This window comes from Streptomyces sp. NPDC029836 (assembly GCF_055574495.1).
In genome coordinates this window covers 889349-915399 of the sequence record NZ_JBVHZI010000001.1, presented here as the reverse complement: position 1 = coordinate 915399, position 26051 = coordinate 889349, and the positions used below count along the sequence as shown (strand labels likewise).

25 protein-coding genes are annotated in these 26051 nt (G+C 70.3%); 10 read left to right on the top strand and 15 right to left on the bottom strand.

Annotated elements, in window-relative coordinates:
• Nucleotides 1–41: 41 nt before the first annotated feature.
• Nucleotides 42–1472 (top strand): dihydrolipoyl dehydrogenase family protein, encoded by a 1431-nt coding sequence (locus ACZ4XJ_RS04210; protein WP_468495253.1) that lies wholly within the window; start codon nt 42–44, stop codon nt 1470–1472.
• Between the two features lie 223 nt (nt 1473–1695).
• On the top strand, nt 1696–2460 hold the full coding sequence (locus tag ACZ4XJ_RS04205; protein ID WP_468495252.1) for a metallophosphoesterase: 765 nt from the start codon (nt 1696–1698) through the stop codon (nt 2458–2460).
• Here ACZ4XJ_RS04205 and ACZ4XJ_RS04200 read toward each other — a convergent pair.
• From ACZ4XJ_RS04200 to ACZ4XJ_RS04170, 7 genes are all read right to left on the bottom strand, one after another.
• Nucleotides 2433–2768: a DUF2087 domain-containing protein gene (locus ACZ4XJ_RS04200; RefSeq protein WP_468495251.1), complete on the bottom strand. Its 336-nt coding sequence runs from the start codon at nt 2766–2768 to the stop codon at nt 2433–2435. The genes ACZ4XJ_RS04205 and ACZ4XJ_RS04200 overlap by 28 nt on opposite strands.
• 93 nt (nt 2769–2861) lie before the next feature.
• Complete coding sequence (locus tag ACZ4XJ_RS04195; RefSeq protein WP_362877055.1) at nt 2862–3512, bottom strand: hypothetical protein; 651 nt, start codon at nt 3510–3512, stop codon at nt 2862–2864.
• The gene (locus tag ACZ4XJ_RS04190; RefSeq protein ID WP_468495250.1) at nt 3509–3943 is read right to left on the bottom strand and encodes a DUF6114 domain-containing protein; all 435 of its coding nucleotides are present in this window, start codon (nt 3941–3943) and stop codon (nt 3509–3511) included. Before ACZ4XJ_RS04190 ends, ACZ4XJ_RS04195 begins: the two co-directional genes overlap by 4 nt.
• Complete coding sequence (locus tag ACZ4XJ_RS04185) at nt 3934–4515, bottom strand: DUF6230 family protein (protein ID WP_468495249.1); 582 nt, start codon at nt 4513–4515, stop codon at nt 3934–3936. Before ACZ4XJ_RS04185 ends, ACZ4XJ_RS04190 begins: the two co-directional genes overlap by 10 nt.
• A gap of 191 nt (nt 4516–4706) precedes the next feature.
• The gene (locus ACZ4XJ_RS04180; protein ID WP_468495248.1) at nt 4707–5489 is read right to left on the bottom strand and encodes a MerR family transcriptional regulator; all 783 of its coding nucleotides are present in this window, start codon (nt 5487–5489) and stop codon (nt 4707–4709) included.
• Between the two features lie 28 nt (nt 5490–5517).
• Nucleotides 5518–6711, bottom strand: a complete 1194-nt coding sequence (locus ACZ4XJ_RS04175) for a methyltransferase (RefSeq protein ID WP_468495450.1) — start codon at nt 6709–6711, stop codon at nt 5518–5520.
• Nucleotides 6712–6911: 200 nt separating this feature from the next.
• Nucleotides 6912–7262 carry a tetratricopeptide repeat protein gene (locus ACZ4XJ_RS04170; RefSeq protein WP_362877060.1) on the bottom strand — a complete coding sequence of 117 codons (351 nt, stop codon included), beginning with the start codon at nt 7260–7262 and terminating at the stop codon, nt 6912–6914.
• 117 nt (nt 7263–7379) lie between these two features.
• Here ACZ4XJ_RS04170 and ACZ4XJ_RS04165 point away from each other — a divergent pair, with 117 nt between their 5' ends.
• The 4 genes from ACZ4XJ_RS04165 to ACZ4XJ_RS04150 all read left to right on the top strand — a co-directional run bounded on the left by ACZ4XJ_RS04165 (nt 7380) and on the right by ACZ4XJ_RS04150 (nt 10160).
• On the top strand, nt 7380–8345 hold the full coding sequence (locus ACZ4XJ_RS04165) for a pirin family protein (RefSeq protein ID WP_468495247.1): 966 nt from the start codon (nt 7380–7382) through the stop codon (nt 8343–8345).
• A 377-nt stretch (nt 8346–8722) separates the two neighbouring features.
• Nucleotides 8723–9175, top strand: a complete 453-nt coding sequence (locus ACZ4XJ_RS04160) for a hypothetical protein (protein ID WP_468495246.1) — start codon at nt 8723–8725, stop codon at nt 9173–9175.
• A complete protein-coding gene (locus ACZ4XJ_RS04155) occupies nt 9148–9519 on the top strand; it encodes a condensation domain-containing protein (protein ID WP_468495245.1) in 372 nt (123 codons plus the stop codon). The genes ACZ4XJ_RS04160 and ACZ4XJ_RS04155 overlap by 28 nt, the downstream gene beginning before the upstream one ends.
• Nucleotides 9516–10160, top strand: a complete 645-nt coding sequence (locus tag ACZ4XJ_RS04150) for a condensation domain-containing protein (RefSeq protein ID WP_468495449.1) — start codon at nt 9516–9518, stop codon at nt 10158–10160. Before ACZ4XJ_RS04155 ends, ACZ4XJ_RS04150 begins: the two co-directional genes overlap by 4 nt.
• On the opposite strand, the gene ACZ4XJ_RS04145 is transcribed toward ACZ4XJ_RS04150, so the two are convergent.
• The 3 genes from ACZ4XJ_RS04145 to ACZ4XJ_RS04135 all read right to left on the bottom strand — a co-directional run bounded on the left by ACZ4XJ_RS04145 (nt 10108) and on the right by ACZ4XJ_RS04135 (nt 15308).
• On the bottom strand, nt 10108–11289 hold the full coding sequence (locus ACZ4XJ_RS04145) for a peptidogalycan biosysnthesis protein (protein ID WP_468495244.1): 1182 nt from the start codon (nt 11287–11289) through the stop codon (nt 10108–10110). The genes ACZ4XJ_RS04150 and ACZ4XJ_RS04145 overlap by 53 nt on opposite strands.
• Nucleotides 11282–13618: an oxidoreductase gene (locus tag ACZ4XJ_RS04140; RefSeq protein WP_468495243.1), complete on the bottom strand. Its 2337-nt coding sequence runs from the start codon at nt 13616–13618 to the stop codon at nt 11282–11284. The genes ACZ4XJ_RS04145 and ACZ4XJ_RS04140 overlap by 8 nt, the downstream gene beginning before the upstream one ends.
• A gap of 64 nt (nt 13619–13682) precedes the next feature.
• Nucleotides 13683–15308, bottom strand: coding sequence for an AMP-binding protein (locus ACZ4XJ_RS04135; RefSeq protein ID WP_468495242.1), 1626 nt, complete (start codon nt 15306–15308; stop codon nt 13683–13685).
• Between the two features lie 482 nt (nt 15309–15790).
• Between ACZ4XJ_RS04135 and ACZ4XJ_RS04130 the strand changes: the two genes are divergently transcribed.
• The 4 genes from ACZ4XJ_RS04130 to ACZ4XJ_RS04115 are packed head-to-tail and all read left to right on the top strand — an operon-like array spanning nt 15791 to nt 20395.
• On the top strand, nt 15791–16156 hold the full coding sequence (locus tag ACZ4XJ_RS04130) for a hypothetical protein (protein WP_468495241.1): 366 nt from the start codon (nt 15791–15793) through the stop codon (nt 16154–16156).
• A 5-nt stretch (nt 16157–16161) separates the two neighbouring features.
• Entirely contained in the window at nt 16162–18681 is a 2520-nt protein-coding gene (pepN, locus tag ACZ4XJ_RS04125; protein ID WP_468495240.1) for an aminopeptidase N, read from the top strand.
• Nucleotides 18678–19160: an NUDIX hydrolase gene (locus ACZ4XJ_RS04120; RefSeq protein ID WP_468495239.1), complete on the top strand. Its 483-nt coding sequence runs from the start codon at nt 18678–18680 to the stop codon at nt 19158–19160. Before pepN ends, ACZ4XJ_RS04120 begins: the two co-directional genes overlap by 4 nt.
• A 47-nt stretch (nt 19161–19207) precedes the next feature.
• Entirely contained in the window at nt 19208–20395 is a 1188-nt protein-coding gene (locus ACZ4XJ_RS04115) for a serine hydrolase domain-containing protein (protein ID WP_468495238.1), read from the top strand.
• A 117-nt stretch (nt 20396–20512) separates the two neighbouring features.
• On the opposite strand, the gene ACZ4XJ_RS04110 is transcribed toward ACZ4XJ_RS04115, so the two are convergent.
• The 5 genes from ACZ4XJ_RS04110 to ACZ4XJ_RS04090 form a co-directional block, all read right to left on the bottom strand.
• On the bottom strand, nt 20513–21526 hold the full coding sequence (locus tag ACZ4XJ_RS04110) for a TolB family protein (protein WP_468495237.1): 1014 nt from the start codon (nt 21524–21526) through the stop codon (nt 20513–20515).
• A complete protein-coding gene (locus ACZ4XJ_RS04105; RefSeq protein ID WP_468495236.1) occupies nt 21523–22836 on the bottom strand; it encodes an MFS transporter in 1314 nt (437 codons plus the stop codon). Before ACZ4XJ_RS04105 ends, ACZ4XJ_RS04110 begins: the two co-directional genes overlap by 4 nt.
• A 17-nt stretch (nt 22837–22853) precedes the next feature.
• Nucleotides 22854–23591, bottom strand: coding sequence for an alkaline phosphatase family protein (locus ACZ4XJ_RS04100; RefSeq protein ID WP_468495235.1), 738 nt, complete (start codon nt 23589–23591; stop codon nt 22854–22856).
• A 145-nt stretch (nt 23592–23736) separates the two neighbouring features.
• The gene (locus ACZ4XJ_RS04095) at nt 23737–25707 is read right to left on the bottom strand and encodes a prolyl oligopeptidase family serine peptidase (RefSeq protein ID WP_468495234.1); all 1971 of its coding nucleotides are present in this window, start codon (nt 25705–25707) and stop codon (nt 23737–23739) included.
• The gene (locus ACZ4XJ_RS04090; RefSeq protein ID WP_468495233.1) at nt 25697–25975 is read right to left on the bottom strand and encodes an acyl carrier protein; all 279 of its coding nucleotides are present in this window, start codon (nt 25973–25975) and stop codon (nt 25697–25699) included. The genes ACZ4XJ_RS04095 and ACZ4XJ_RS04090 overlap by 11 nt, the downstream gene beginning before the upstream one ends.
• Nucleotides 25976–26051: the final 76 nt, after the last annotated feature.

Sequence of the window (26051 nt, the reverse complement as noted above, 5' to 3'; positions counted from 1 at the left end):
TTGCCGTCCGCCGCCCGTCCGCTGCGGACACACTGGTCCCCATGACTGAAGCGATGGAATACGACGTCGTGGTGCTCGGCGGGGGACCGGCCGGGGAGAACATCGTCGACCGGACCCGGGCCGCCGGGCTGACCACGGCCCTGGTGGAGAGCGAGCTCGTCGGCGGGGAGTGCTCGTACTGGGCCTGCGTGCCGAGCAAGGCCCTGCTGCGCCCGGCGCTGGCGCGGGCCGAGGCGCGGCGGGTGCCGGGGCTGGCGGGCGCCGTGGCGGGCCCGCTCGACGCGGAGGCGGTGTTCGCGCACCGCGACTACTGGACCGGGAACTGGAACGACGACGGCCAGGTCGACTGGATCGACTCCACCGGAGCCGATCTCTACCGGGGTCACGGCCGGCTCTACGGCATCCGCAAGGTGGCCGTGACCAGTCCGGAGGCGGAGCACCACGTCCTGTCAGCCCGGCACGCGGTGGTCGTGGCCACCGGGACCCGGGCCGTGGTGCCGGAGGTCCCCGGGCTCGCCGAAGCCCGACCGTGGACCTCCCGCGAGGCCACCTCGGCGCGGGAGGTGCCGGGCCGGCTGCTGATCGTCGGCGGCTCGGTCGTGGCCACCGAGATGGCCACCGCCTGGCAGGCGCTCGGCTCCCACGTGACCCTGCTGGTACGCGGAGACGGGCTGTTGCCCCGGATGGAGCCCTTCGCCGGGGAGATGGTCGCCGAGGCACTGCGCGAGGCCGGTGCGGTGGTGCGTACCGGGGTGGAGGTCGAGGCGGTGGAGCGCGACGGGTCGACCGGCCCCGTCACGGTGGTGTTGGCGGGCGGTGAGCGGCTGGAGGGTGACGAACTGCTCGTGGCGACCGGCCGGGCGCCGCGGACCGAGGACATCGGGTTGGACACCGTGGGCCTGACCCCCGGCGGCTGGATCGGGGTGGACGAGAGCTGCCGGGTACCCGGCAGCGACTGGCTCTACGCCGTCGGCGACGTGAACCACCGGGCGCTCCTCACCCACCAGGGCAAGTACCAGGCCCGGATCGCCGGCGCGGCCATCGCCGCCCGCGCCGCCGGGACCGGCGACATCGACACCTCCCGCTGGGGCGCCCACGCCGCCACGGCCGATACCGAGGCCGTGCCGCAGGCCGTCTTCACCGACCCGGAGGCGGCCGCCGTCGGGCTCTCCCTGGCCGAGGCGGAGCGCGCGGGATACCGGGTGCGGGCCGTCGACCACGACGTGGGCAAGGTCTCGGGCGCGGGACTCTACGCCGAGGGGTACCGGGGCCGGGCCCGGATGGTGGTCGACCTCGACCGGGAGGTCCTGCTCGGGGTCACCTTCGTGGGCGCGGGCGCCGCCGAACTCGTCCACGCGGCGACCATCGCCGTGGTGGGTGAGGTGCCGATCGACCGGCTGTGGCACGCGGTTCCGGCCTTCCCCACGATCAGCGAGGTGTGGCTGCGACTGCTGGAGGCCTACCGCGGCTAGCCGGTGCGGCCGGCGGCGCCGTCCGGTGGAGGCTCGGCGGGTTGAGGGAGCGGGACCGGCCACCCCGGCATCCGGGCGCGCGGCCCGCACGGCCTGAGGAGGGACGCCGCTCCCACGGGGAGGGGACGAAGGAGGCTGCGGGCGGGCCCTGTTGAATGGGCCGCGCGTAGCCTCCGGCGACCCACGACCGGAGGACGCGGCGACCGAAGGAGCAGCCGCCACCGTGATCGTGATCGCCCACCTCAGCGACGTCCACATCGACGGCGGTTCGCGCGCCGCCGACCGCACCCGCGCCGTCATGGACTACCTGGACGCCCTGCCGTACGACCTCGACGCGGTGGTGGTCAGTGGGGACATAGCCGACGCCGGTACGCCCGCCGAGTACGAGGAGGCCCGCGCCCTGCTCGTCTCCCGTCACCCCACGGTCATCTGCCCCGGCAACCACGATGAGCGCGTCGCCTTCCGCCGGGTCCTGCTGGGGGAGGAGGAGCCGTCGCGGGAGCCCGTGGACCGGGTGCTGCGCGCCGACGGGTTCGCCCTGGCCGTGTGCGATTCCTCCGTGCCCGGCGAGGACCACGGCTACCTGACGGATGCGACGCTGACCTGGTTGGACGGCGTACTCGCGGACACCCCGCACGAGGTGCCGGTCCTGGTGGCGTTCCACCACCCGCCGGTGCCGCTGCACACGCCGTACGTGGACGCGATCCGGCAGTTCGGGGAGGAGCGCCTCGCGGAACTGGCGGGCCGCCATCCGCACCTGCGTGCCTTCCTGTGCGGGCACGCGCACACGGCGGCGGTGACGACCTTCGCCGGCCGACCGCTGCTGGTCGCGCCCGGCGTGGTGTCCACGATCCGGCTCCCGTGGGAGAGGGCGACGGGGCCCGACCACCACGTCCACCTCGACGAACCGCCCGCCGTCGCCTTCCATGTGCTGGGCGACGACGGGCGGCTGACGACCCACTACCGGGTGGTCACCGGACGGCGGTAGCTGCTGCCGTCCCGGGTCCGGGTGAGCCGGCCCGAGGTGATGAGGTGGCGCCGCAGCGCCGAGCAGTCCTCGTGCACGGTGCGCAGTGCCTCGTTGACCTCGGGCTCGGTGTAGTCCCGGTCCGGCGCGAACAGGGTTTCCGTGAGGTGCGTGAGCAACTGCTCGCGCCGGGCCGCCTTGCGCGGGATCACGAGCAGCCGCCCGGCGGAGAAGAGGTCCTCCACGCCGCGCCCGTGCCGGACGGCGGGTACGGAAGCGGGGGTGGAGGCGGTTCCGGGGAAATCGAGATGCTCGGTGCTCTGTGACATGTCAGCGAGCTTCGCCTGTCCCTTCCCCCCGGAGCAACGCAATTTCCACCGCGCGGAGGGACGGGACGGCCCGGTCGGACCGAAGGACTCCGCTCAGGGGCCGACGGTGATCTGCTGCGCCGGGTTCGTGGTGTCGGTGACCTTGTAGACGGCGTTGAAGGTGGAGGTGGTCGCGCTCGTCGGGCAGCCGAAGCCGCCGGTGACCGTGACCGGCACGGTGGCGTTGGTGAAGGTCAGGCTGGGCGGTGCGCCGTTCGTCCAGGTGCCGTTGACACCGGCCGGGGCGGTCGGCGCGGTGGTGACGACACAGTTGGCCAGGCCCGTCGTGGTGACGACGAGCCCGCCGACCGGGACGTTCATCGTCGCGGTGATCGGGGAACCGTGCTGCATCGACACCGACCAGGCGCCGCTGGTGGTGACCGTCGGGGTCACGCCCCAGACGCTGGAGGTACAGGAGCTGTAGGTCGGCGGGGTGATGGGCGAGGAGACCGGCCCGGCCGGGTTCTGGTTGCCGGGGGCGGCCGGCACCGTACCGGTGGACACGGAGACCGTGCAGGTCACCGTGACCGAACCGGCCTTGAGGGTGGCCTTCCCGCTGAGGGTGGCCTTGAAGGCGTGCCCGGCCGGAGTGACGGTGGTCGACCCGGCCAGCGGTAACGGCGAGGCGGTGGCGGTGGCCGAGGCCACCGTCAGGGCGGCCGCGGCCGCCATCCCGAGGGCGAGCGCGGTACGCGTACGGCTCATGGCTGAGCTCCTTGGGGATCGTGGTGCGGGGTGGGAGCGGGGGGTGGGTCGTCCGTCCCGGGGGCGGCGGAGCCCCCGGGACGACGCACCGCGGACGGCTGCCAGGCGAACACCAGGCCGCCGCCGACGATGCCGAGAAGGGTGCCGATCAGGAACCCGCCGAGGTTCGACAGGACCAGCGCGGCGGTGGCGATGAGCGTGGTGAGGACCCCGGCGAGGGAGCGTTGCTGGGGGGAGAACCAGGCGGTGACCCCGAGGACGATCATGACGATCCCCATCAGGACGGACGGAATGCCCGCCACCCCCTGCTGGAGCATGATCTTCAGCGGTGCCAGGGGCAGGACACAGATCCACGCTCCGGCCAGGACGGCGAAGAGCCCGCCCCAGAACGGCCGGCCGCGCCGCCACCGCCGCCAGCGGCTCAGAAGCATTCCTTCTTGCCCTTGCTGATGCTCATGTTCAGCCCGGACAGCTTGAACGTTCCGGCGTTGGTCGCCCACGCCGTCTGCTGGAGACCGGTGATGCTCACCGTGTCCGCCTGTTGGGCGAACAGGTCCTGCATGCCCTGCGCCTCCGCGGGCCCCTTGTCCAGGGTGGAGGCGTCGCGTCCGATCTCGATGTTCGTGAAGACCGCGTCACCCGAGAGCTGTGGCGCGTCGACGAACAGGTTGGTCGCCTCGACCGGCTTCTTCTGCCCGGCGGTCAGGTTGAGCGAGATGTCGCCGATCATCGGAAGGGTGGTCACCACCGACTGGCACAGACTGTTCAACTTCGCCTCCCTGATGGCGGTGACCGCCACCGGGATCAGCTCCTCGCGGGCATTGACGTCGACGCTGCCGTACTGCGCGAAGCCCTCGCCCTCCAAGCTCTTCGCCGACACCTTGAACTGCTGCCCCGACACCGCGAAGGACGCGGCGAGCGCCCCCTGCGCCAGGGCGATGCCGAGTCCCGCCGTCACGGCCACGGCCGGCACCGTCAGCAGGGCGAACCTGCGCCAGCGCACCCGCCCTTCGCCTCTTCCCGCGTCGCCCGTTCCGTCCCCGCCGATCGTGCCGGGGGGCTCGGATAAGTTCGGTGAATCCGCCATGAGATCGTCCCTTATCTCGGCTGTGCACCTTTGTTACCGACGAGTTGAATGTAAGAGTGCCAATGGTGGTTGGCAAGGTTGTGCGAGTGCACCTTTTGAGCCGACTCCTACTGCTCCGTACGCAGCAATTCCGCGACCTCCGCCTCCACCCGCCGCGCCATCGCCCGGGCGAACTCTGCGGCCACGACCTCGCCGGCCACCGGCCGCAGCGCCGCCACCGCCTCCCGGACGTGATCCAACTGGGTGGCCGAAAGTGGCTCCAGGCCTTCCGTACCGATCACATGCCGCCGGAAAAGCCCGACGAAGCGGTCCGCGAGCGCGTCCGCCTGGATCTGTACGAAGTCACCCGCGTCCAGGATGTCCCCCAGCGGCACCCCCTGCCGCACCAACGCCAGCGTCGCCTCCAGCAACCGCCGGTTCGGATACGTCACCAGGTCCCCGTCGACCCGTACGTAACCCAACTCCGCCGCCCGCCGGGTGTGTTGGGCGGTCGCCTCCGGGCCGAACAACTCGCGCAACTCGGCCCGGGTCATCGTCACCGGCTCCTCGTGCACCCAGTCCCGGGTCATCTCCCGTTCCAGCCCGAGGAGTTGGGACAGGCCGTCACCCTGCTCCCAGGCGGTCAGCAACTCCCCGATGCCGTTCACCGTGTACCCGCGCCCCAACAGGTCGCTGATCAGGCGCAGTCGGGTCAGGTGATCGTCGGAGTACCAGGCGATCCGCCCCTCCCGCCGCGGCGGCGGCAGCAGCCCGCGCTCCTGGTAGTAGCGCAGGTTGCGCACCTTCACCCCGGCCGCGCGGGCCACGTCCTCCCGGCGGTAGCGCCGTCCCGGGCCCGCGCCCGCGGCCATGCCCTCGACCGATCCGTCCGTCTCCACCTGGCTGCTCACGCGGCCGAGTGTAGGACGTACCGGCAGGTCACATGGGGCGTGTGCGCTCCTCGCGCTTGATCGCCCGCAGCACCACGAACTTGGGTTCGCTCGCGGCCACTTCACTGTTGCCGAAGAGCCGGCGCAGATGGGTGTGGTAGCCCATGTGCCGGTTGGCCACCACCCAGAGCTCACCGCCGGGCCGAAGCGCCTTGCGCGACTGCGCGAACATCCGCAGCGCCGTGGCGTCGGTCGTCGCCTGGTGCGAGTGGAAGGGCGGGTTGCACAGCACCAGGTCCACGGAACCGGGCGGCAGCATCGCGACGCCGTCGCCGACCAGGAACTCCGCCGTACGCCGACCCGCCGACACGTTGGCCTCGTAGGTGGCGCGCGCGGAGGCGACCGCCTGGTACGACTCGTCGGTGAAGACGACCTCGGCGTCCGGGTCGGCGACCGCGACGGCCGTGCCCACGACGCCGTTGCCGCAGCCCAGGTCCACGACCCGGGCGCCGTCCGTGTTCGTGGGAATGTTCTGGAGGAAGAAGCGCGTACCGATGTCCAGCCGGTCCGCGCAGAAGATCCCCGCGTGGTTGACGACCTTCAGGCCGGCGCCCGAGCCGCCGTCCTCGTCCACCGTGTACGTCAGCGGCCACGGGCCCGGGGTGGTGGGCCGCGCGGCGCCCGGATTCCCCGGGGTGCAGAAGATCAGACGGGCCTTCTTCTCGGCGAGCGAGGTCTTCGTCGGGCCGAGGATCTTCTCGAAGAGGCGCAGCGTCGAGGTGTGGATCTCCTTGACCATGCCGGCGCCCACGACCACGGTGCCCGCGTGCACGTGCGGAGCGACCCGGTACAGCTGGTCCTCCAGCAGCGCCAGACTCTTCGGCACCCGCACGAGCAGCACGTCGATCCGCTCCGGTGGCGCGTCCTGCGTGGTCAGCAGGGACACCGTCGCCTTGGACGTCCCGATCCCGGCCCGGTCCAGGTTCGCCTCGGTGGCGGCCCGGGTCAACGAGGAATCGGTGATCTGCGTGGGACGGTACGAGGCCAGGGCCGTCGTCAGGGTTCCCCAGCGGTCACCGAGCACGGTGATCTGCCCGGCCGCGGCCAGGTCCACGGGGCCCCGCTCGCCGGTACCGGCGTCGAGATGACGCAGCAGGTACTCGTCGGCGGCGTCCCAGGCCTGGAGGTCGCGCGGGTCCGCGGGGAAGCGGGTGAGTTCGTAGGAGCCGAAGGGCGTGGTCAGGCGGTTCATATGGGACCCAGGCTATCCGAGTCGGCCGCCCGGCCCCGCACACGCGGGGCCGGAGGGACGGTACGACTCGACGAGCACACCCGACGGCACGCGTTTGCGCAGGCCGGAGCGCTGCGGGGGAGGGGCGGGGGCGGGTCGGGGACGCGCCTCGGCGAGCCGGGCAGGCCCACCGGGCCCACCCGCTCGCTGACCTACTCGGGGAAGTCGCCCGCCATGGCCGCCGCGATGCGCAGGTGCGGGGCGGCCTCGGCGGCCCGGCCCTGTCGCTGCAGGGTGCGTCCGAGCAGCAGCTGCGCGTAGTCCTCGACCGGCCACCGCTCCAGGATCGCGCGCAGCTCGCGCTCCGCGCGCGTCAGCTGGGCGGAGTGGTAATAGGCCCGGGCCAGCAGCAGCCGGGGGGCCAACTGCTCCGGAGCCTCGTCGGCGACCGTCACCAGGACGCGCGCCGCCGTCGCGTACTCCTTCGCTTCGAAGAACAGCCCGGCGCGCTCCCAGCGCTCCGCCGCCGTGCCGTGCTCGTGGTATGCCGTCGGTGCGTTCATCGCGTCCCTTCCGCTCGCTCCCGGTGGGGTGTCGGTCCGTCCAACACGCCGTCCTGCCGGAACATTCCAGGCAAAGGACCGGCCACATCGCCACCGAGCGGGACTAAGTTGTCCAACATGAGCAATCTCGATCGCCAGCCAGCTCTCTCCGCCTGCGGCGGCCGCGGTTTCGTCGTGGCCGAACCGGTCCGCGAGCTCCTCAGCCCGCGCACCGTCACACTCGGCGGGTCCACCGAGGTCCGCCGACTCCTGCCGAACCTCGGCCGCCGCATGGTCGGCGCCTGGTGCTTCGTGGACCACTACGGCCCGGACGACATCGCGGACGAGCCCGGCATGCAGGTCGCACCCCACCCCCATTCGGGGCTGCAGACCGTGAGCTGGCTGCACGACGGGGAGGTCCTGCACCGCGACAGCGAAGGCAGCCTCGCCACGATCCGCCCCCGCGAGCTGGGCCTGATGACCTCCGGCCGGGGCATCAGCCACTCCGAGGAGAGCCCCCGCCCGCACGCCCGCTTCCTGCACGGCGCCCAACTGTGGGTGGCCCTGCCCGACGAGCACCGGAACGTGGCACCCCACTTCCAGCACCACCCCGAACTCCCGCAGGTGACCGCCCCCGGCCTGACCGCCACGGTGATCCTGGGCAGCCTGGACGGGGCAACCTCGCCCGGTACGGCGTACACCCCCATCGTCGGCGCCGACCTCACCCTCGCCGGCGGCACTGAAACCCGGCTGCCCCTCGACCCGGACTTCGAGTACGCGGTCCTGTCGATGTCCGGCGAAGCCCACGTGGACGGCGTCCCCGTCCTCCCGGGCGCCATGCTCTACCTCGGCTGCGGCCGCACCGAACTCCCCCTCCGCGCCACCTCGGACGCCGGCCTGATGCTGCTGGGCGGCGAACCGTTCGAGGAGGAGATCGTGATGTTCTGGAACTGGATCGGACGCTCCCAGGAGGATATCGCACAGGCCCGAGAAGAGTGGATGAACGGAACCAGATTCGGCGAGGTCAAGGGCTACGACGCCGCTCCGATTTCAGCCCCAGAGCTACCCCCAACTCGCTTGAAGCCTAGGGGAAGGATGCGCTGAACTGTGCTGATGTCGTCACGGTGGGGCCGGGCGCAGTGGCTGTGATTTGGTTCCGCTTCCGGAGGTCTATCAGGAGTCGACGCTGCTTCCGGAATGGCTTCTTGATCTTGAGGTTGAGTCTCATGTGGATCAGGCTGTGGTCAGGTCTAGTCCGATGAACGCTGACCCTTTGCTGACTCTACTGACGAGTAGTTAGATTCCCTGGGGCTCACTGGGAGTGTGTTCCGTCAGGGGAGCATCGCACCGAGGGGTCCGGTCAGGGATCCCTCGGCTGCCGTGGAGGGCTTCCAGGTGGAGCTCTCCTTTGAGCCCGGCAGGACGCTGGCGTTCTGGTGCGAAGGCCGACGCGGCGTGTTGTGGGCAGTGAACAAAGCGGGGTGCTGAAGCCGCGGCTTCGACGCCCCGGAATCGGCTGGCTCGCCGTCCACTACCAGGACACGCCGGTGGTCCAGGGCGTGGTCCTGCTGGGGGCCACGGCCTTCGCCGCCACCAGTCTGCTCGTCGACCTGCTCCACCCCCTGCTCGACTCGCGAGGCAGCGAGTCGTTTCCGCCGCCCACACCTCGCCGGGACTGCTCGCCGTGCTCGACCCGTGAACCCTCGTCCCGGCCGACCCGACGGCCGACGTACCGACTCCGGCCGCCGAGCCCCCAACACCCCCTCGGCACCGACCAGGTCGGCCGCGACCTGCTCGCCCGCGTCATCCATGGGGCCCGTCTATCGCTCACCACGGCCGCCATCGCTGTCGCGCTCGGTCTGCTCGGCGGTAGCGCTCTGGGCCTCGGCGCCGGCTTCCTGGGTGGTTGGTACGACGAGATCGCCATGCGCTGAGGGCCCGCTGGTGCCGACTGGAGGACGGCAGCCACCTGCTGTGCCTGCACCACATTGCCTTCGACGGCCATTCCGAGTCCGTGCTGATGAAGGATCTGGGCACCGCCTACACGGCACGCTCGGCCGGTCGCGCTCCCGACTTCGGCTCGGCCGGTTCCCACGCGGACCACGCGGCCTGGGAACACGAGCGGCTGGGTGACGACCGGTCGCGGCGGGACCTTGCGTACTGGCGCCGGACCCTTGACCGTACCCCGGCTCCAGCGCTGCCCGCCCCGGCCGCCGTGGGCCAAGGGCCCCGGTCGGAGTCGGTCTTCCGGGTGACCCCGGACACCCTGGGGCGCTGACCCGCGCCGCGGCCCGGTACGGTGGTCCGCCCCTCGCGGCCCTGCTCGCAGCGTCCGGCCGCGCCGTCGCCCGGACTTTCGCCGTGGCGGATGTATGCCTGGGTACGGCGACGGCGGGCCGCTTCGACAGCGCGCTCGACCCGGTGGTGGGCTACTTCGTCAACCCCCTGGCGATCCCGCTGAACGGTTCACGGGACCTGGCGGCCGGTGAACTCCTGGCACGGGCCGCCCAGAAGGCGACCGACGCGCTGCAGCCCGCCCGCACCCCCTTCGACTCTGTGGTGCGCGCGCTGAGGCCGGACCGGGAAGGCAGGCACCCCTGGTTCCAGGCCTGGGTGGTGCTTCAACAACTCATCCTGTTCGGCGAGTTCGCGGATGGCGTGGCCATCGAACCGGTCCGGATTCCGCCGCCCACGACGGCGCTGGAGCTGATGATCGAGGCCTTTCCGCAGCCGGACGGCTCGTGGCAGGTCGTTCTGCTCTGGCGGGCCGAACGGGATCGGCGCAGCCGAGGCGGAGGAGCTGCGAGAAGCGGTGGAGGCAGCCCTGGTAGAGCTGGCGGCCCTGGCCTGACGAGCCGGACTCCCGCTATCGTTCGCCCGCATCCATGCTCAGCACACCGCCACCGGCGCCGCGCCTGAAGGCCAGCGCCTGCTCCTCGATCGCGGCCAGCTGGGCGTCGACCGTGTGCGGTGCGCACTGGGCGCGCACCGTCTCCAGCACGTGAGCGGTCCAGGGCCGGATACCCTCACGGGGGAAGACGTCGTCGCCGAGGTAGAGCCCGGTCTGCCAGAGTGGGACGAGCTCGGCGCCCCGGCGGACCTTCGCGGCGAGGTTGGTGGGGCCCATGTGGATACCCTGCAGCCCGCGTTCGTAGCACAGCTCCAGCGGCAGATAGAACTGCAGCTCGAACGAGAGTGACGTGGCGTTGGTACGCAGCTCGTCTGCCATCCCGCACGAGCGCCCCCAGAGCATGTCGCCCCACACGTAGTCCAGGCTGTACCCCAGGAGGGGCCCGGCCGGATCTCTTCGTATCGTGGTCAGGACCTCGTGTTCGGCGGCGTGTTGCGCGGTGCTCCGGATCTCCTCGGTAAGGCTTTCGAGCGAGCGCAGGGAGCCGTGGCGCTGTAGTGACTGCCAGGCGAGCGCCGCCACTTCGTCCACGCAGTCCGCGAGCCGTTCGCGCGCCACGTCGACCCCCGCGGAGGCGGCACGGCGCCGTTCCCGCCGCATCGCGCGGCCACCGCGGCACGACGCGTAGTAGTCGTCCATCGAGGTGCCCGGAGCCGGAACCCAGCTGTCCATCAACGGCGACAGGATGGGGCGGGCCACACCGCTCTCGGCGAGCGCGAACGCCGACTCGGTGGTCAGGTGCAGCGCGTAGGTCCAGTCGGCATGACGGGAGGCGGCTGCCTCCGCCGCTGCCTCGAAGAACCCGCCCACGACCTCGGCTGGAGCGCTATGGCGGACCGGGAGGTGCGCGCGGTAGCCCCGGCGCGGTCCGATGAGGGCGTACGGGGCCTCCGGCCGGTCGGGGAACAACAAATGAGGCGTGTAACCGGTGTTGTCCTCCCGCGCAGGGAACGACATCGGGGCGACACCACACACCTCCCCGTCGGCCACCGCCGTCAGGTAGCTGGGTGCCGCCCCGTCCAATTCCTGGGTCGCCAGCAACCAGGGTGTGCTGCTGTAGAAGCCGAACCGCGGATCGGACAACAGACCCGCGGACCCGGCGGCGCTGAGCCGGTCCACCGTATGAAGATCAACCACTGGAAACCCTTCCGTGTGCTCCACCGTGCGCATCTCGCCCACGGCCGCCGACGCCGTGGCGCACCCCACTGCCGGCCCGCCACGAGGGATGCCAGTTGATCGCCGGGCCCGTGTAGCCCTGGGCCGCTGCCGCGTGCAGCGTCCACAGAGGATCGTGCAGCTGGGCCCGGCCCACCCCACACAGGTCGGCCCGGCCCGCCAGGATGACGGAGTTCACGTCATCGTGGCTGGACAGGGCGCCGACCGCGATCGTGGGAAGTCCCGTCGTGTTGCGGACCAGGTCGGCGTGCGGCGTCTGGTAGCTCCTCCCGTAGGGGGGCCGTTCCTCGGCCACGACCTGACCGGTGGACACGTCCACCGCGTCGGCCCCGCCCTCCGCCAGTGCACGGCAGATCTCCACCACGTCGGACTCCGTGATGCCGTGCTGCGACCAGTCGGCGGCGGAGATGCGAACCACCAGGGCCCGGTCGTCGGGCCACACGGCCCGGACGGCGCGCAGGACCTCAAGGGGGAACCGCAGCCGGTGCGAGGCCGGCCCGCCGTACCCGTCGGTCCGCTGGTTGGTCAGCGGGGACAGGAAGCCCGACATCAAATGCCCGTGTCCGTACTGGAGTTCGAGGACATCGAAACCGGCCCGCAAGGCCCGACGCGCAGCCGTGATGAAGTCCGCGGCGATGACGTCCATGTCAGCGCGGGTCGCTTCCCTCGGTACGGCGCTCAGCTCGTCCCAGCGGACCGGGGAGGCTGCGACCAGGGGCCAGCCGGCGTCGCCGAGCGGTACGCATCGGCCGTCATGCGCCGGGACCGCGGTCGCCCCACGGCGCCCGGCGTGGGTCAGCTGGATACCGAGACGGGCATCGGACTGACCACGTACGAAGGCCACGATGCGGCGCCACGCCTGTTCCTGCGCATCGGTGTACAGGCCGGGACAGCACGGTGTGGCGCGGCCGTCCGCGCTGACGGCCGTCATCCCCGCGAAGACCAGGGCGGGTCCACCCAGTGCCAGCACGCTCAGATGGACGAGCTCGAAGTCGCCGGGGACGCCGTCGCAGGCGGTGTAGAGAGCCATCGGCGGCACGACGACCCGGTTGCGCAGGCGCAGTCCGCCCAGCGAGAAGGGCCGGAACATCGGCGGTGTGGGGGGAGCCTCGTCAGTGGTCGGCCCGGCCGTGCCGAGCGGGCCCGCGAGCGCCACCGAGTCGACGAACTCCCGGTCCCTGGCGCGCAGATTCTCGTAGGTGACCCGGCGGCTGCGGGTGAGAAGGCTGAACGCGAACTGCCGTGGCTCCTGCCGCGTGTAGCGTCCCGTGTGCTCGAACCATTCCAGACTGGCCTGAGCCGCCCGCTGGGCCGATGCCGCGGCGGGCCTGCGTTCAGCCTCGTACGCGGCGAGTGCAGAGTCGACCGAGGTGTGCTCGCGGAGGGAGGACACGAGGGACAGCGCGTCGTCCATCGCCAGTTTGGTGCCCGACCCGATGGAGAAGTGCACGGTGTGCGCCGCGTCCCCGAGCAACACGATGTTGTCGTGCCGCCAGGTGCGGTTGCGCACGGTGGTGAACTTGGACCAGCGTGAGTTGTTGCCGGTGAGCCGGTGGCCGTCCAGGTGCCCGGCGAGGGTTTCCTCGCACCATCGGATGCTGTCCGTGTCGCTCTCACCCGCAGGGAGCGCTCGGGCACCCGGTCCGCCGAAGCCGGTGCGCAGCCAACTGGCTTCGTCCATCTCGACGATGAACGTGCTGCGCTCCTGTTCGTAGGGGTAGGCGTGTACGTTCACCGTACCGAAGTCGTGCGCATCGACGGCGAACGTGAAGGAGTCGAAGCGCTTGTCCGTACCGAGCCACATGTAGCGGGAGGACCGCTCGTCGAGGCGGGTCCCGAACTCCTCCGCGTACCGGGACCGGGTGGAGGAGTGCGCCCCGTCGGCCGCCACCACCAGGTCGTACTCGGCGGCCAGTTCCGCGACCGGTGGCGCGGGGCTGTGGTGGTGCAGTTCTACCCCCAGCTCGGTGCACCGCTCGCGCAGGACGCGTAGCAGGCGGGCCCTGCCCAATGCGGCGAAGCCGTGCCCGCGCGCGGAGACGGACTCGCCCTTGAAGCGGACGTCGATGGTGTCCCAGTGCGCGAAGTCCCGCTGCATGGCGGCGAATACCTTCGCGTCGGCCTTCGCGATGTTCTCCAGGGTTCCGTCGGAGAACACCACGCCGAAGCCGAAAGCGGCGTCGGCCCCGTTCCGCTCCCACACCGTGATGTGCGCCTGCGGGAGCGACTGGCGGGCCAGCGCAGCGAAGTACATCCCGCCCGGCCCCGCCCCCACAACTGCGATGCGCATCCAGAACTCCTCGTGCTTCCACCGCGGCACCGCGCTCCGGCAGCCCGCTGTTGTCGAATTCCTGCTACCGGGCGGCCGCCTGCGCGCCGCGCAGGCGTAGTTCGCCGCGCAGCAGCTTTCCGCTGCTGTTGCGCGGCAGCGTCGGGACGAACTCGACGGCTCGCGGGTACTTGTGGGGCGCGATGACCTGCTTGACATGCGATTGCAGGTCGCGGACGGTGGCCTCGTCGGCGGCGAATCCGGGGCGCAGTACGACGTACGCCTTGATGAGCATGCCGCGCTGCGCATCCGGCACGCCCACGACGCCGGAGTCCTCCACACCGGGGTGGCTGGCGAGAGCCCGCTCCACTTCGGGTCCGGCGATGTTGTAGCCGGACGACACGATCATGTCGTCGCTGCGCGCCACGTACCAGAAGTAGCCGTCGGCGTCCCGGACATAGACGTCTCCGGTGACATTCCAGCCGCCGCGCACGTACGTCGTCTGGCGCGAGTCGGCGAGATAGCGGCAGCCCGTGGGCCCGGTCACGGCCAGCAGGCCGGGCTCCCCGTCCGGAACGGAGCTGCCCGTCTCGTCGATCACGGTGGCGCGGTAGCCCGGGATGGGCCTGCCCGTAGCGCCGGGACGGATGTCGTCGTCGGCGGCGGAGAGGAAGACGTGGAGCATTTCCGTGGAGCCGATCCCGTCGATGATCCGCAGCCCCGTGGCATCGTGAAAATCCCGCCACGCCTGCTCCGGCAAGGTCTCGCCGGCCGACACGCAGCGGCGCAGGCCCTTCAGCCGGTGGACCACACCGGCGGCCAGCATGGTGCGGTACGCGGTCGGCACCGTGAACAGCACGGTGACCTTGTGTTCGTCGACTAGCTCCGCCAGCCGCTCCGGGGATGCCTGCTCCACCAGCAGCGTCGAGGCGCCGGCGTGCAGGGGGAACACGACGAGACCGCCGAGCCCGAACGTGAAGCCCAGCGGCGGGGTGCCCGCGAAGACGTCGTCGGGCCGTGGCCTGAGGATGTGGGTGGAGAAGGTGTCCGCGTTGGCCAGCACATCGCGGTGGAAGTGCAGGGTTGCCTTGGGGCGCCCGGTGGTGCCGGAAGTGAAGGCGATCAGTGCCACGTCATCGGCGGCCGTCGCCACGTTGGCGAACACGCCGACCTTGGCTTCGCACCGTTGGGCGAGGTCCTCCGGGTCCAACCCGCCGTAGGCGATGCTCGTCACATCTGGTGCACCGGAACTGAGTTCATCGAGGTAGCGGTGGTCGCACAGGGCGATGGCCGGCCGGCTGATCTCCGTCAACTCTGACAGCTCCGCAGACCGGAGCAAAGGCATGGTTGTGACGGCGACACCGCCCGCCTTCAGTACACCGAACCAGGCGGCTACCAGCCAGGGAGTGTTGGGGCCGCGCAACAGCACCCGGTTGCCAGTCAGTAGCCCGAAGTCCTCCGTGAGGACCTGGGCGACCTGGTTGGCCTTCCTGAGGAGCTCTCTGTAGGACCAGGTCTCCGTCGGGGTGAGCAGGCAGGGACGGTCGGGCCCCCAGCGCTCGACGCTCTCGTCCAGGAGACGCACCGCGCAGTTCAGCCGGTCGGGGTAGTGCAGTTGAGGCAGGTCGAAGTGGAGATCGGGCCATTCGGACACGGGAGGCAGTTGGTCACGGCAGAACGTGTCGACATGGGCGGACGCGGACAGCTGCATGAGGGGTCACCTGAACCTAGGCGGCAGGAAGAACGGTTCACCGGAACAAGACGGCAGATGGGGAGAGCCAGGCCACTCGGACGGCTGCGAAGAGCTCCGGAAACAGGCGACGCTGCGCCGTGTGCGTGACAGGTCCAGCAGGGATGACCCCCGCTCGCCCCCGCCTCCCGCGGGCCGCCCCGGGTGCTGCCGGAGCCAGTCGAGCGAGAGAGACAGCAAAGGGGCCGTACGGCACCAGGCCGACAGCCAAGATCCAACCGTGCCATCCGGTCCGGCCCCTGTCAATCCTCGCCTCATGTGAGCGAGTTGGCACTTGACGAGACCCAACGGACTGCGCAAGAGTGCCGGGGCGCATTGGTCGGTCACCACGCGGATTCACGATTCATTCTCTTCAGCCGGACGGATCAGAGAGCTATCGGCCCCCTCTCTCCCGTGATCCGGTTCACGTGATGCCAAGTGATTGTGGCTGTATTGTTCGCGAAATGACCACGCCTTCTCGCATTGCATTCCACCGTGTCGTCCTGGCTGTCGCGGGAATATCTGTATTTACCTTGAGCGCCTGCTCTCACGGTTTCTCGGAAGCCGACAAGAAGGGCTGTCAGGCCTTTATCGAGACCTATGAAACCTTTAAAGTGGATCGTGGCAGCGTGTCGCGGGACGATCTGAACAGAGATGCCCTCGCCCTGTTGAATTCAAGCGACAAGGACGTGAGTTTGGCGGCGGCCTCATGGCGTGACATCGACTTCGCGGAAGCCCAGGTCGACATCCACGCCACCCCGATCGTGGACGCCTGCTCCAAAGCGGGCGCGGGCGCCGGCGCAGCGGCTTCGTCCGCCCCGAGCCGGTGACCTCCGTGCGCGACCTCTCGTACACCGAGGCCCGATCGCGATCCCGGCTGCTGAAGGTCCAGGAGTACCGCCTCGAACTGGACCTGACGGCACCCGGCGAGACCTTCCTGTCGCGCACCAGGATCACGTTCACCTGCAGCCGTCCCGGGGAAGGCAGCTTCGTCGAGTGCGCTGCGGCCCGGGTTGACCGCATCGTCCTCAACGGTGTGGAGCTGCCCGCAGACGAGGTGTTCGGCGGCGACCGCATCCGGCTGGACTGCCTGGCCGAGGCCAACGTCCTCGAAGTCGACGCCGTCTACGCGTACACCTCGGACGGTCAGGGCCTGCAGCGGTTCACCGACCCGGTGGACGCAGGGGCGTACGTCTATTCGTACGCCCAGGCCCATGACGCGCACCGCTTTCTCGTCTGTTTCGACCAGCCCGACCTGAAGGCCTCCTTCACGCTGAGCGTCCGTGCACCGGAAGACTGGCTCGTCCTGGGAATGACACCCCGGATCGGCAAGGAATCCGGACAGTGGGACTTCGAGCCCACCGAGCGGCTCTCCACATATCTTTTCGCCGTGGCGGCAGGTCATTTTCACGAAGTGCGGGGAGCGGTCGGCGACATTCCAGCCGGACTTTACGGACGACGTTCACTCGCCTCCCGCCTCGATTTTGACGCGAGGGATGTCTTCACGACGGCAAGCTCCTGCCTCGCCGGCTTCAGTGACCTGTTCGGAATTCCGTACCCCTTCGCGAAATACGACCACGTCTTCGTCCCGGAGTTCAACGCCGGGGCCATGGAGAACCCAGGGCTCGTGATGCTCCGGGACACCTTCCTGCTCGACGCGACGGCCACCTACGAGGACCGCCAGACCCGGGCCGTCGTCCTCGCGCACGAGATGGCGCACATGTGGTTCGGCAACCTGGTGACTCCGCGCTGGTGGGACGACCTCTGGCTGAACGAGGGATTCGCGGAGCTCCTGGCCTTCCTCGTGGTCGCCGAGCAGACCGGGTTCACCTCCGTGTGGACGGCCTTCTGTACAGGCCGCAAGGAATGGGGCCACGAGGCCGACCGGCGGCCCTCGACCCATCCGGTCGTCCCCGAAATCCGGGGAACCGCCGACGTCATGCTCCACCTCGACGGAATCACCTACGCCAAGGGTGCCGCGGTCCTGCGCCAGCTGATGGCCCGGCTCGGCCGTGAGCCCTTCCTGGCCGGTGTACGCGCCGTGCTCCACCAGCGCGCGTACGCGAACCTCTCCCTCTCGGACCTGCTGGCAGCCCTGGAGGAGGCGAGCGGCGAGGACCTGGAGGACTGGACTGACGACTGGCTGTACACCCCGGGTGTCAACACGCTGCGCACCGTGTTGGAGGAGACCCTGGACGGACGGGTCGGCCGCGTCGAGATCGTGCAGGACGCGCCCGCGCCCTATCCGCTGGAGCGCGCGCACACCCTTGAGATCGGCGTGTACGAACAAGAGGGCGCCGCACTGGTCAAGCGCGACAGCCTGCGGCTGGACGTATCGGGCAAGCGGACCGAACTGCCAGGGCTCGTCGGCGGACGGCGCCCGGCGCTCCTGCTGGTGAACGAGACCGACGAGGCATGGGCCACGGTTCGACTCGACGACGTTTCCACGGCCACCTTGCGCCACTCCCTCGGGCGCATAGCGGATCCCACCGCCCGGGGCGTCGCCTGGCAGGCACTGTGGCACACGACCCGTGACACACGGCTGCCCGTTGCCGCATTCCTGGACGCCTCGTGCGCCGCGCTGGAAACGGAGACCGACCCCGCGCTCGCGGGGGCTGCCGTCGACCGGCTGCGGCAGGCCGTGGACCGGCTGGGCAGCCCACTGCTGCGCGAGTCCAGACTGAGACGGCTGGCTCCCTGGTACGCCGGACTCGCCGCGCGTCCCGGCAACCGCTGTCGGCCGGTGTTCGAAGCGGCCGCCGTTGACTGCGCCACGACCGAGCCCGAACTGGCGGCCCTCGCGGCCCGGCTGGACGGGGAGGGCACGGAGCGCGGGGCCTGCCCCACGCACGGCTTGCCGGCCGCCCGATGGCGCATCGTGACCCGGCTCGCGGCCGCCGGGATGTTCGGGCGCCAGGAGATCCTGGCCGAACTGGCCCGCGACGGCACACACGGTGGCGCGACGGCCGCGGCCACCGCTCTCACCACCCGCCCGCTCCCGGCCGCCAAGGAAGAGGCCATCGCCCTGCTGGCGGAACCGGACGGCACTGCGTGGCCGGTCCTCGAGGCGCACGCCCGCGGACTGTTCAGGCCTGATCAGCACGCACTGACCGCGGAATACGCGAACCGGGCACTCAGCCTGCTGCCGGGACTCTGGGAACGGCACGAAGCACGCGCGGCAGCGCGGCTCAGCAGGCTCCTGCTCCCCGAATTTCACACCGGATCCGACGTATTGGAGCAGGTGGGCCGTGTGATTGAGTCGGGGTGCGACGAGCGGCTCCGGTGGCTGCTCGTGGACCACAGGGCCGAACTGGTCACGGTGCGCGACACACGATCGATGGATGGACCACTATGACGGACACGGCTGTACCCGCCCAGGGCGAGGCCGGCCGCTACCGGCTCGGTGCCACCTGCGTCGTATTCGACGACGACGGCAACATCCTGATCCAGCTGCGCCGTTCACCGGTGCGCTGGGAGCTGCCGGGCGGACTCGTGGAATCGGGGGAGCATCTGCACGAGGCCGCGGCGCGGGAGGCCGAGGAGGAGACGGGAGTCACCGTTCGGGTCCAGCGCGTTGCGGGGGTGTACCAGCACCCGAGCAGGAGCATCCTGGCCGCCGTCTTCGTCGCCGTCGCAACCGGCGGCGCACCCCGGCCGAGCACGGAGGCATCCGAGGTGCGTTGGGCGGATCTCGCCATGGCCCGGAAGCTGCTGCACCCGCTCTACCGGCCCCGCCTGGAGGACGCCCTCCACGGTACCGAGGGTGTGCCGCTGTGGGTGCATGAAGGGCAGCGCGTCATCAGCTCGCTGCCGAGCAGGACGGCGCGGACGTGATCCCGCCGATATCGACGACCAGAACAGACGACAGGGTGGAAGACCCCATGACCGAGCACGCGCCGACCACCGACGCACTCCCGGACCCGGAGGCCGTGGTGGTTCCCGAGGTCTTCCGGCGGACCCGGGCGTTCCTGCGCGAGGACTACGGCAAAGACCTGCACCACGGCTTCCAACTCTTCGCTTCCGTGTCCGGGACCCCGATGGCGGACTTCGCGTACGGCCAGGCTCTCGGTCGGGTGCTGGCCCCCGACTCCCTGCTCCACTGGCTGTGCGCTTCCAAGCCGTTGACTTCGGTGGCCGTCGCGCTACTGATCGAGGACGGGGTGCTCGGGCTCGACGACCCCGTGACGCGCTTCGTTCCGGAGTACGGGCAGGAGGGCAAGGCGGGAGCCCGGATCGGCGACCTGCTGGCGCACACCGTTCCCTACCGGGACGGGGCCTCGCAGTACATCGTTTCGCTGGACTGGCGGGAGAACCTCGCCGGAGCCTGTGCGGCCCGGGTCGACGGGGCCATGGAGATCGGCAGTGTCAGGACGTACAGCGCGTGGATCAACTCCCACGTGCTTGCGGAGGTCGTTTCCAGGGCAGTCGGCGAGCCGTTCGGCAATGTCCTGCGGCGCACCGTCCTCGGACCGCTGGGCATGGACCGCACCCGCCTAGGGATGACGGCCGAGGAGTACGCCGCCGTCGAGGACGACCTGCGCGCCATGACGTACGGAGGCGTGCGCAACCCCGACTCCGGCCATGCCAACGATGCCTTCGTCATGGGGGTGCCCGAGCTGCGGTCGGCCTGCATTCCCGGGATCGGCGCCATGGGGACCATGCGCGACCTCGCCCGGCTGTACGAGGCGCTGCTCGGCCACGGGCCGACCGGGGGCGAGGCAGTCTGGCAGGGGGCGTCATCCCTGCTGCGCCGACGGCACGTGGTCCCCGAGCCGCCGGAGGAATGGGAGAACTGGTCGGCCGGCTGGGCGATCAATTCCATGAACTGGTCACGGGGTTTCGTGACGGATCGGGGGATGTACTGCCCCGAGGTCTCCCCGAGGGTGTTCGGCCAGCCGGGAGAGAAGACGGTCATGGCCATGGCGGACGCCGACAGCGGGCTGGTCCTGGCCTTCTCCTTCAACAGCTTCATCAGCTCGGCGGTGGCCGGGTTCCGGATGACCCGGATGTGCCAAGCGGTGCAGGGGGACCTGGTGGAGATGGGGGCGCTCGCCGCACGGCGGGCCTGACCCCGGGCCGCCCGGTGTCGGGAACGGGAGACGAAGACGCGCCGACCGCAATTGCTGTGGTCGGCGCTCCTCCGTGTGCCCTCACCCCCGAAGCCGTCCCGGGCGGGTCCGGGGGACTCAGCGGATCACCACAGGGGAAGACGCGGCCCGTACGGTCAGGCGAGGCCCGCCCGTGCCGTCGGCCGGGACCTGCCAGAGGTCCGAGCCGACGTCCCCCGGCTTCGAGTAGAGCACCGTACGGTCGTCCAGCCATTCGACCTGGTCGTCGACGCTGGCCGGCTCCGCCAGCTCGGTCTCCGCCATGCTGCGCAGGGACAGCACCACCAGCTGCCACGGGCTGTCCGGATCGCGGTGCGGGGCCCGCTTTTTGAAGGCCACCCGGGTTCCGTCGGGTGAGAGCGAAGGGCACTCTGCATTCGTGTGCAGAGTGCGCAGGGTCCGGTCCACCAGGTCGCCGCGCACCAAGTACGTCTTCCCGCCCGTGCCCAGCGTGAGGTAGAAGGTCCGGTCGTCGGCGAACGTCGCCCCCCAGAAGTTGACATCGGGGGAGTTGTACGCCGCCCCGTCCAGGAACAGGGACCAGGTTTCGAGGTCCGGCAGTGCGCGGCCTGAGACGGTGTCGTGGATCGTCACCCGGGTGGAGAACCCGGCGGCGGCGTAGGAATCGCCGGACACGAAGGCGGTCCAGGTGGCGTACCGGCCAGTGGGCGAGACGCGGGCCCGGCTCGGTGTGCCGCTCAGCGGCGTGCGCGCGACCTCACGCAGCGAGGCGTTGAGGATGACTGCCTGGTACGAGCCCGTGAGCCCTTTTGGCGCCTGGAGGCAGACGGCGGTGCCGTTCGCGCTGTAGAACCGCTGACACGACAGTCGGCCTGTGGTGCGCTCGCCGTACGGTGCGGTCAGGGGCGCCGCCGCCAGGAGCGAACGGGTGGGTCCCCAGGCCTCATTGCGAAAGAGAATCTCTCCCGGGGCGTCCGTCCGGATGGCGCCCGCTCGTTCCCCCGGTCCGTCGGCGGCGGACCGCCCCCGGGCGTCTGCCTTCTGCGCGGCCCGGACGACGTAGCCCGCGGCCAGCGCGAGGCAGAGGGCGGTGACGGCAGCGAGGACGCCGAGGCGTACTGCACGGATCACGACGGGCTCCCGGAGGTCTTGGCCGGCTGGCCCGGATGGTCCGCCCGGGGGCGCAGCGCCACGGCGCACAGGACACCGCAGGCAAGCGCGAAAGTTGAGACGAGCAGCGCGACATGCTGCCCCCAAGCCGTCCAGGCGGCGCCGAACAGCAGGGAGCAGACAAGTCGGGCGACTGCCTGCCCGCTCTGGACCAGGCCCATCCCGGTGGCTTTGAGCCGGTCGGGGAGGCAGGGGGCGACCAGTGCCATGAGGACGCCGTCGGTCGCAGCGTAGAAGATCCCGTGCAGGACCAGCACGGTTGCGGTGACGGCGGGTGCACTGCCGCCCCCGATGAGCAGAGCCCCGTACGCGCCGAGCAGGCTCACGTGCCCGGCGAGGAAGACCGGCCACCGTCCGAACCGGTCGGCCAGTCGTCCGACGGGCAGGGCGAACAGCAGGAACCCGGCAGCCGTGCCCAACGGGAGCAGTGGGAACTGCGCGGTGGGCAGCGTGAAGCGCTGCTGGAGCATGAGGTACAGGAAGGCATCGCTGACGGTGACCAGTCCCAGGACGGTGGCACACCACCAGACGCGGACGAAGCCGCGGTGCGTGCGAAGGTGTAGGGGAGCCCGCCAGGACAGCGCCGACTGTGCCGGTCCGGGGACGGCCGCCCGCGTTCCGGGGGTGTCCTCCCGGACGAAGAGCCACAGCAGGACGACGGCGGGCACCGCGACGCAGAAGCTGACGAAGAACACGGCGTGATAGCCGCCGTCGACCTGGCTGAGCAGCACGAAGGCCACCAGGGGTCCCAGCAGGGCGCCGACGGTGTCCATGGCGCGATGCAGCCCGAAGGCGCGGCCCTGGGCATCGGGAGGCGCGGACAACGAGATCAGCGCGTCGCGAGGGGCGGCCCGGATGCTCTTTCCGGCCCGGTCCGCGAAGATCACCAGGCCGATCGTCGACGCCGTGCCCGCCACGAGCAGGCCCAGCTTGCAGACCGCCGAGAGGGCGTATCCGGCGGCTGCCACCGGTTTGCGGCGCTGCCAGCGGTCCGACGCGTAGCCGAACAGCACGCGCAGCAGTGCCCCCGAACCGCTGTAGATACCATCGAGCACTCCGAAGAGGAACGGCGAGAGCCCAAGGCCGAGGACGAGGTACACCGGCAGCGCCGCGCTCGTCATCTCCGAGGAGATGTCCGTGACCAGACTGACCGTCCCGAGCACGAGCACGTTGCTCTTGACGAGGTTGAACGAACTGCCGGGCGACGATGGCGGCTGATCGCGGCGGGCCCGGGCGGCCGGGTCGGCGACCCGGGCGGTGGAGAGGTACATTCCTCAGGTTCCCCGCTTCACTGCCAGATCTCGCTGATCGGTTCCGCGCCCGCTGCGTTGCCGGAGTGCGGGAGCCCGTACATGTCCTCCAGCGTGCGCAGCACGCCGTAGTGGTTCAGCAGCTGGTCGTAGCTGCCGGGTTTGACCATCGGGCCGTAGAAGACGAGCGGGATGCGGGCGTCTTCGCGTGTCCCCTCGTCGAAGGTGACGACGAGGAGACTGTTGTTGGCCGTTGCCCAGCGCGCGTAGGCGTCCAGGTTGGCTTTCAGCCAGCTGTCGCCGACGGCGATCGTGCATCCCTGGTCCTCGTTGTGCATGTCGTTGCACAGATCGGGAACCACGAAGGACACGGTCGGCAGGGTCGAGAAGTCGCTGGGGAACGCGCTGAAAGGCTTGTTCGTCGAGGGCGGCAGATTGGCGAAACCCGCCCACGGATTGTGCTTGCGCGCGTAGTTGCCGGAAGTGCACTCGTCGGAACCTTCGTGGGGCAGTCCCTCCGAATACCCGGCGAAGCCCAGATTCCTGTCGAGCAGGCTCCGGCCCAGATTGGGCGCGTCGACCTTGTTCGGGTAGCAGTTGTTGTCGGTCCTGCCCTGATTGCCCCCCGAGAACATCTGGTAGTAATTCGGCTGGCTTGCGGGAGAGTTCGCGAGCATGCGGGTGAAGCTCGCGCCGTCCTTCGCCAGCTCGTTGATGTACGGGGCCTGCGGGTTGCCGATGATCCGCAGGTACTGCTTGTTCTCGAAGACGACCACGACCGTCTTCTCCGGCCGAGGGAGTGCCTTGACCGGCGCCGCGGGCCCGGATGCGCAACCTGTGAGAGCGAGCCCCGCCGCCACCGCGAGGACCACGAGCCGTCGGGTCGTCGTGGAGCGCTCCGGGCGCCGAGGCAGGGTGTGGTCACTCCGCATGGGTCACGAGCCAGTTCACGATGCGCTCGGCGTAGTCGAGCTGGTGCGAGAGGCGCCCGTTGTACATGAAGAGGTGGCTGGCCTCGGGGTAGCGGACGAACTCGACCTCGCACCCCTGGCGCAGCAGCGCTGTGTGCCACTCCTCCGACTGTCCGACCGGATTCGCGAAGTCGTGCTCTCCGTGCACGATGAGGGTCGGTGTGCGAACGTCCCCGGCGTACGTGAGGGGCGAGGAATCCCGGTAGACCTCGGGAACCTCGTAGGGGCTGCCACCCATCTGGTCCGTGATGAAACCGGATATCCCCGACGACGTCCCGTACAGGCTGAGCCAGTTGGAAATGCAGGCGACGGAGATGCCCGCGGCGAAGCGGTCGGTGCGCGCGGTCAGCCAGGAAGTCATGAACCCGCCGTGGCTGGACCCCATCACGGCGATCCGGGCGGGGTCGGCCAGGCCGCGTTCCACAAGGGCGTCGACTGCGGTGAGGAAGTCCTCCTCCTCGCTGAAGCCGAGGCGGCCCATGGCCGCCCGCATATATACCTCGCCGTAGCCGTCGCTGCCCCGTGGATTGAGCAGCAGGACGTTCCAGCCGCGTTCCGCGAGTACCTGGCGGTAGAGGTAGTACGGGGAGAAATTGGGCCGCCAGGCGTTGTCGGGCCCTCCGTGGATGTCCACCAGCAGCGGTGGCGGGGTGCCGTCGGAGGAGTCGGCTGCTCGGATGAGATAGCCGTGCAGGTCCACCCCGTCGGTGGTGCGTGCCGTGAAGGGCTCGGTCCGGTGGATGCGGGCCCGGTCGAGGGCGGGGTGCAGATCGGTGACGCGCACGACCTCGGACGACGCCGGGTCGATCAGGTGGATGTCGCCGGGGTTCGCGGCGTCAGATACGGCCACGGCGAGCCGCTTCCCCCGCCCCGCCTGGCTGAGGGCGGTGACCACGGTGTCGGGACCCGACAGCAGGGGCAGGGGCAGGGTCTCGCCGGCGGTGAGGCGGTAGACCCAGGTGCAGCCCTGCTCGCGGGCACAGAAGATGAGGTCGCCGTTCTCGGTCCGTATGACGGACCCGGCGCCGCCGGAAGAGGGGACCAGGACGCGACGGTCGAATCCGGGCAGCAGATCCGTCGCCCGTCCGCTGTCGAGGTCGAGGCGGAAGAGCGTGGTGAGCCGGTTCGGGCCCGGCAGGTGCTGGCCGGCCAGCAGCAGGGTGCGGCCGTCCGGCTCCCATCCGGTCCAGCTGACGGTGCCGTTCCACTCGGCGGCCTGGCGGACGGTTCCGTCCGCGACCTCGACGATGAACGGGCTGGTGATCCGGTCGAGTTCGCGTTCCGGATGGAGGGCGGAACTGAAGGCGATGCGGCTGCCGTCCGGCGACCACGAGGGGGCGCGTACGTCGTAGTCGCCCGAAGTGAGCTGTCGCACTTCACCCGTGGAAGCGTCCACGGTGAAGAGGTGGCGGCGGACGTCCGGGACCAGTCCCACGCCGTCGACCTTGTACGACAGCCGGCGTACGACGGTCGGCTCGTGCGGCAGGCGGACCAGTAGATCGGCGGCGGCGAAGTCGGGTGCGAGGAAGGCGATCAGGCGTCCGTCGGGCGACCAACTGGGCTGGCTGACCCCGCGGACACCCGGGAGGAGGGCGCGCGGTTCACCGGCGCCGTCCGAGTGGATGCGCAGGGCGCCGGCGGCGCGGTCGCCGGAGGGCGCCAGGTAGGCGAGGGCGTCGCCGAGCGGGGACCAGCGCGGGGAACTAGCCCCGACCGGCGCGGCGAGCCGGTGCGTCAGACTGCCGTCTGCGTCGGCAAGCCGGATGGTGGTGACGACGCGGTCGAGCGCGGGTGCGGATTCCTTGACGGTGAACGCGATCCGGGTGCCGTCCGGATGGAGCTCCACTTCACCGGGCAACTGGTAGTCCAGCAGGTTGTGCAGGTGCAACGTCTTGGTCCCTTCCCCCGTGCTACTCGTCATCGGCCCAGTCGGGCAACGAGTCGAGAGCGTCAGCCACGGCTCTGGGCGTCGACAGAGTAATGACGTCCAGCAGGCTGATGTCTTTGTTGAATCTCTTACGGATTCTGGCTCGAATCCTGACGGCCTTGAGCGAGGTCCCGCCGTGGCCTTCGAATTCACTGGCCGGGCCGAGGGATTCATCTTTGAGGACGCTCTGCCACATCGCAACCAGTGCGCTCAAGAGCTCGTCGGCCGGAGCGTCTCCGCCGTGGTGCATGGAGTTGGTCATTTGGTGTGCTCCCGGTTCCCGCTCGATTGCGGCAGCAGCCCGTGCAGCGGCTGGAAATAAGGGAATGGAGATCCGG